The sequence below is a fragment of the Escherichia sp. E2586 genome, from assembly GCF_005781105.1.
Lineage (GTDB): Bacteria > Pseudomonadota > Gammaproteobacteria > Enterobacterales > Enterobacteriaceae > Escherichia.
The window spans coordinates 1-5,637 of record NZ_VATN01000051.1 but is presented as its reverse complement, the minus strand read 5'-3'; the positions used below and the strand labels follow the sequence as shown (position 1 = coordinate 5,637).

General features: G+C 51.8%; 6 protein-coding genes. 5 read left to right on the top strand and 1 reads right to left on the bottom strand.

Features of this window, described 5'->3' with window-relative positions:
- Positions 1-350 precede the first annotated feature (350 nt).
- From FEK50_RS23920 to FEK50_RS23900, 5 genes are all read left to right on the top strand, one after another.
- The gene (locus FEK50_RS23920) at positions 351-542 is read left to right on the top strand and encodes a Rop family plasmid primer RNA-binding protein (protein ID WP_130259267.1); all 192 of its coding nucleotides are present in this window, start codon (positions 351-353) and stop codon (positions 540-542) included.
- Entirely contained in the window at positions 542-970 is a 429-nt protein-coding gene (locus FEK50_RS23915; protein ID WP_131162576.1) for a helix-turn-helix domain-containing protein, read from the top strand. Before FEK50_RS23920 ends, FEK50_RS23915 begins: the two co-directional genes overlap by 1 nt.
- A 289-nt stretch (positions 971-1,259) precedes the next feature.
- Entirely contained in the window at positions 1,260-1,481 is a 222-nt protein-coding gene (locus tag FEK50_RS23910) for a hypothetical protein (protein ID WP_131162575.1), read from the top strand.
- Positions 1,482-2,150: 669 nt separating this feature from the next.
- Entirely contained in the window at positions 2,151-4,460 is a 2,310-nt protein-coding gene (locus tag FEK50_RS23905; protein WP_131162574.1) for a hypothetical protein, read from the top strand.
- Complete coding sequence (locus tag FEK50_RS23900) at positions 4,447-5,058, top strand: hypothetical protein (RefSeq protein ID WP_130259262.1); 612 nt, start codon at positions 4,447-4,449, stop codon at positions 5,056-5,058. Before FEK50_RS23905 ends, FEK50_RS23900 begins: the two co-directional genes overlap by 14 nt.
- 247 nt (positions 5,059-5,305) lie before the next feature.
- Here FEK50_RS23900 and FEK50_RS24815 read toward each other — a convergent pair whose 3' ends face one another.
- Positions 5,306-5,470: a replication initiation protein gene (locus FEK50_RS24815; protein ID WP_130259266.1), complete on the bottom strand. Its 165-nt coding sequence runs from the start codon at positions 5,468-5,470 to the stop codon at positions 5,306-5,308.
- Between the last annotated feature and the right edge of the window lie 167 nt (positions 5,471-5,637).

The following is a 5,637-nucleotide window of genomic DNA, read 5'->3' as shown; positions in this document are numbered from 1 at the left end:
TATCGAGTTCGGTGACCGCCTAGACGGTCACTTCTGAGAAAAGGCATTTACACAGAATCCTAAACAGGCTCAACGCCTGGTATCTTTAAGTCCTGTCGGGTTTCGCCACTTCTGATTTGAGCGTCGATTTTTGTGATGCTCGTCAGGGGGGCGGAGCCTATGGAAAAACGCCCCGGCGGGGCGTGGCCTTATCCTGGCTTTTGGGTTGCTTTCCCCTTACGTTTATCTTCTGTCTTACTTGCCACTTAGTACGTTCCGTCCGCTCGCCGCAGACAAGTGACCGAGCGTAGCGAGCGAACGGGCGAGGAAGCGGAAAAGAACCGGAGATAACATGGAGCACTGACGCTGTGATGACGAAACAACAGAAAACTGCGCTTAATATGGCGAAGTTTATCCAGGGGCAGACTCTGCTTCTGCTGGAAAAGCTTAATGAACTTGATCTCGATGCTGAGGCGGATCTTTGCGAAAAGCTGCATGAAGATGTGGAACAACTCTGTCGCTCTCTGACTATTCGTCTGGATGGTCTTCAGGGGGATTTATAATGGCCCGTGTATCAATTAGCGAAGCGGCTCGTCTTGCCAGTGTCAGTCGTCCTACTATTTACAAGCTACTTAAATCTGGTGAGTTAAGTTACACCTCTGTTGTAAAGCATGGTAAATCCGTAAAAATCATTGATACAACTGAACTTATGCGCGTTTTTGGCACCCTTAATCTTGACAGTGAACGTGACAGTAGTGCTGTAACATTTGACGATCGCTCTACAGGGATTAACAGTGAATTTTTACAGGATTTACAGCATCAGGTGGCGCTTCTGCAGGCGGAAAACGCCGGGCTAAAAGATGCGGTGAATGCCCGGGACGAGCATATCAGTTCACTTCGTCAGGCTATGCAGCTTCTGGAGCATAAGCAGCCCCAGTCTGAAATGCCGGAGCCGACGACAGCGCCCTGGTGGAAGTTCTGGCAAAAATGAGCGTCTTTAATGCAATTTAGTGAAATCTAATGCAATTACCGCATTAAACCAGAGGCACGTTACCGACTGTATACAGTCGCGTGCCAAAGGGTTCCCCTTTGAAACCCACCCGGGAATTTTGCGCATGCGCAAAACCGCACACCCGTGGCCCTAGTCAGGGCTCGCCGCCCCGACTCCCTGCCAGCTCCTCACGATCCCGCAATAAATTGCGGGTCCGTTCACCGCTTTATTTCGCCAGTTTGTGTCAGACTGTGATCTGAATGGCGCAGACTGGCGCGGAGGCTGAACGATGAAAGAATGGTTTACGACCCTTATCGATGATCTGAAATTCCTGGGGGCGGAGTTTAAAAGTGAGTTTTTTGATCCGGAGATTAAGCCAGTGACGGCGGAGGAGCATCAGCCGAGGATGGATGACATGCACCTTTCTACCGTAGCCGGGAAGTTATCCCGGGGCGTTTTGCAAATCAGGGACGGGAAACTGACCGTTTATGGCATGAAACAGAACCGGTAGTTCATCCCTAACCCGGATTTTAGGGCTGGAAAACCGGGAAAAATCCCGGTTTCAACTGCTGTTCTGCGCCAGACCGGATGTCATGCACTGCGCTGCATAACCATTCACAGGCCGTAAACTCTCTCAGTGCCTTTCTGGCGGGGTTTCGCCGGGTAAGCTGTGGTTTTCATCGGTTTCGCGCTGAAATCGCTCTGAGCGCGTTCTGGTGGTGCCGACAACAAATCAGAGTCATCTGCAGGTACAAAAAAAACCCCGCAGGACTTTTGGTGACTGACTTATTTCCCCTGAGGATTTACTGGATTTCAGTTTATCTGTGTTCCCCGTTTTTTTTTATTGTCGCGCTGGCGTTTATCAGGTTCCCCTATTGATTCGGCAATTCGTTTAGGACCAGGCTTAAGACCCATGACAGTTATCCTTTGTAAATTCAGGAGGAAATCCCTCCGTCTGAATATGTCTCTGTAATAAAAAACAATCAATGTTATCCATTCCCTTTATTGTGATTCTCACATAACGGATGTTAAATGTTTCCACCCCCACCCCATCATTCCTTACCGACGCTCAGCGTCACCTCTGCCTAGTAACATATTGCTACATATGGAGAAATCAGGGCTGAGTTCCTGCAGGTGTATGATCAATGTCTATTAACCATACAAAATTAAAGGACTTGATATGGCACAGTCGAAAACCGGCTCACAGATACCCGCTATCTGCTGGCCGGTGCCAAAAAACAACCGTGGCCGGGAATTCCGTAACCTGGAGGATATACAGGCGCATCTTGAGGGGGAAGCCACCGGGCACTGGCTTATCGGACGTAGCGGCATGTGGCACGGCGGTATTCATATCACGGACACCACCACGCCGTGGTGTGCGCTCAGCGGGCAGGCGGTAAATGAGGCCGTTGATTTCCCTGTGCCGTTTAAGGGGGAGCAGGCCGTGCGCTGCATGGCGGACGGTGAGGTGGTGGCGTACCGGATTAACCGGGATTACCTCAGCGTGCCGTGGTACTGGGGGGATTTACGCTACTCCGGGTCTTTTGTGCTGGTCAGGCACTGTGTTCAGCCCGGGGAAACGGCAGAAAGCGGACTGACCTTTTACACGCTGTATATGCATCTCGCGCCGTGGCTGGCCTACCCGGAGCAGGACAGCACGGCGTTTAAGGTGGCAGACGGCCAGCTCCTGAAGGCGTATGTGGATGAATCCCGGCAGTGGGTGGCGGCGGAGCTGCCTGCCGGGACGCGGGTGATGTGGGATAAAGCGGTCAGCGATGACACGATGACCGGGAGCAACGGGCGACAGTACGCGCACGTCACGCTGGCGGAGCCGGTTTCGGGCCGCATGAGCCTGAAAACCGGGGACCGGGTGTGGGTTGTGTGCGACAAAGGGAACCTGGTTCCTGAACGTGACAGGGCCACCTGTCCGGCGTGGTGGACGCCATTCCTGCCGCCGTCACGTGAAGCCGTGCAGTTTGATACGGTGGTATGCCCGACCCCTTATCCGATTAAGGCCGGGGACCCGGTGGGACATCTGGGGTATTTTCAGGCGCCCACGGAGGACGGGCATGAAAAGCGCTATCAGGTGCATATCGAATGTCTGACCACGGACAATTTGCCGCATTTCCTGAGAAACCCGGAGGGTGCGGGTCGCGACACGCCCGCCTTTGCGCGCTGTCCGAAGGGGATACCGGTGTACCTGCAATTCAGAAGCGGAGAAATACAGAAGGGGCTGATAGCCACGACGAGCGTAACGGTAATGCCGCTGTCCGGGCAGGCGGTGACAGACAAAGAGGGTAAGCGTTACTGGCCGGATGGTTCGTCGCGCGGGCTGCTGGCGGAGCCGGATGTGCTGCTGCTGTCGCGGTACGATCTGGCCGGTCGGGGGTTTGAAACCACGGAGGACAGTCCGTCGAGCTTTGACCATCTTGACGGGAAGACGCAGCCGAAAGGGCTGGTAAAGACGATATTGGAGCGTTTTTTCAGCGTGGCGGACAATGACGATAATCACTACAGCAAAGGGGTTGCGTTCAACTACCGGCAGTTGCTGAATCAGATTGATGCTCCGAAAGCGTCGTGGTATTTGCCGGAACAGTACCGGCGTGCGGTGCAGAACCCGGCAATGCGCGATCACCTGTACCGGCTGTGTGTGAAGCATCCTTGTGAGTGGTACTACTCTTCGGAATCCCCGGTGTGGAAAGCGTTCTTTACGCCGCAGAAGAAGAGGGAGGAGCCGGAATGGTACGCGTACAGCGAGAAGTTTCTGACTGACCTACGCTGGATTCACCGGGTGCCGTGCATGTTGGAAAATCAGTGGCATATGCACCCACTGGTGTTTCTCGATGCACTCAGGGAGCCGAAAAAGCAGGGATGGGCACACAGCCCGTTTGCTGATCTGATTGGCCATGCTGAGTCCGTCAATGATTATACCGCCTATAACCGGACCTGGCCGCATCCACACCCTACGCATAAACAGGCATATACCCACACTAATCTGACATCGATGGCAATCACTCAGGTAATGGTGGCGATGGAAAAGTATGAAATGTTTGCGACTGGGCGGTTTCAGATAACGCCGACGGTGATGAAGGAAAGTGTCTATAAGCTGAATCTGGACGTAAATGCACGGTATGACGAGACGATGCAGGACCGGATGTTTGAGGAATATATTATCAGGGTGAAACGTAAACCTATTATTGATTATCTGGAGGGAAATGGCAGCGTGGAGGAGGCCGCCTATGCCTGTGCACTGGAGTTTGCGTCGGTGGGCGTACAGAAGGGATTGCCTATCAGTCCTGATCCCCATGAGTTTGAGGTGGCTCCAGATGGCAATGTGCTGAAAGATAAGCATGGTAACCCCGTTCATAAAAGACGATATGCCAAGCATGACGGAGTGACGTATTACTCGGGTGATGGGCTAAACAAGGCTCTGATTATGCCGGATGCGATAATTAAGGCTCTGGAGGCGTCAAAACATGATGGTAAATAAATATCTGGCTGTTGTTTTACTTTTCGGAGTAACACCGCTTTCCTGGGGGGGGCCGCAGGCCGGGGACTATAGAGTTAAGGTGAGCCACGAACCTTTTGCTGAAACACTAAATCTGTCTGGTATTCAGAAAGGTTATACCGATGAGTGGAAGCGCATTATGCAACAGCAACTAATGGAGCAGGTTAATTACGCTGGGCATTATCGACTGTATGTCGGCTATGGAGACGATCTTCCTAATGAATGTGGGGATGGCCACCCGCTATGTGGCTGGGTTATTGATAAAACTACGGGGCAGGTTGTGTCAACTCTGCCTAAATTTATTACGATCGAAAATGACATGAGTCATCCGAGTACAGTGCAAAGTTGTGCTGTTTACTCCCCTGAAGATGAGAACGATCCACCTCCACCTGGAGCAATGGCTGATTTTCCAATATTTTATCGTGACAGTACCTTATTATGGATGAATGGTACGTTACTATCGGCGTCAAATCCGAATAATGATAAATGTGAATATAAAATATACAGTTTTAAAGGTGGTAAATTCTCAATAATTGGGAAAGGAGACCCATCGGATGACCCTCATTTTCCGCATGATTAGTTGAGTAAAGCGGGGTTAGGGGGAGCCACACGGAGAGTAATGCTTAATGCAAATGACAAATGGTTGACCACAAAATAAAAAGGATCTTCTTGAGATCCTTTTTTTCTGCGCGTAATCTCTGGCTCTGTAAACGAAAAAACCACCCGGCAAGGTGGTTTTTCGAAGGTACAGTAAACCGGCAAGTTTCTGAACCGTGGTAACAGTCTTGTGCGAGACATGCCACCAAATTTGTCCTTCCAGTGTAGCCTCAGTAAGGCCACAACTTCAAGAACTCTGGATACATCTCTCGCACATTCTGTTTACCAGTGGCTGCTGCCAGTGGCGTTTTATCGTGTCTTTCCGGGTTGGACTCAAGTTGATAGTTACCGGAACAGGCGCAGCGGTCGGACTGAACGGGGGGGCGTGCATACAGTCCAGCTTGGAGCGAACTGCCTACCCGGAACTGAGTGTCAGGCGTGGAATGAGACAAACGCGGCCATAACAGCGGAATGACACCGGTAAACCGAAAGGCAGGAACAGGAGAGCGCACGAGGGAGCCACCAGGGGGAAACGCCTGGTGCCTGTACATAGATTTGTGTA

What these genes read in the sequence shown, in the direction of transcription:
- FEK50_RS23920 (WP_130259267.1), top strand. Translation starts at nt 351, where the DNA reads ATGACGAAACAACAGAAAACTGCGCTTAATATGGCGAAGTTTATCCAG.
- FEK50_RS23915 (WP_131162576.1), top strand. Translation starts at nt 542, where the DNA reads ATGGCCCGTGTATCAATTAGCGAAGCGGCTCGTCTTGCCAGTGTCAGT.
- FEK50_RS23910 (WP_131162575.1), top strand. Translation starts at nt 1,260, where the DNA reads ATGAAAGAATGGTTTACGACCCTTATCGATGATCTGAAATTCCTGGGG.
- FEK50_RS23905 (WP_131162574.1), top strand. Translation starts at nt 2,151, where the DNA reads ATGGCACAGTCGAAAACCGGCTCACAGATACCCGCTATCTGCTGGCCG.
- FEK50_RS23900 (WP_130259262.1), top strand. Translation starts at nt 4,447, where the DNA reads ATGATGGTAAATAAATATCTGGCTGTTGTTTTACTTTTCGGAGTAACA.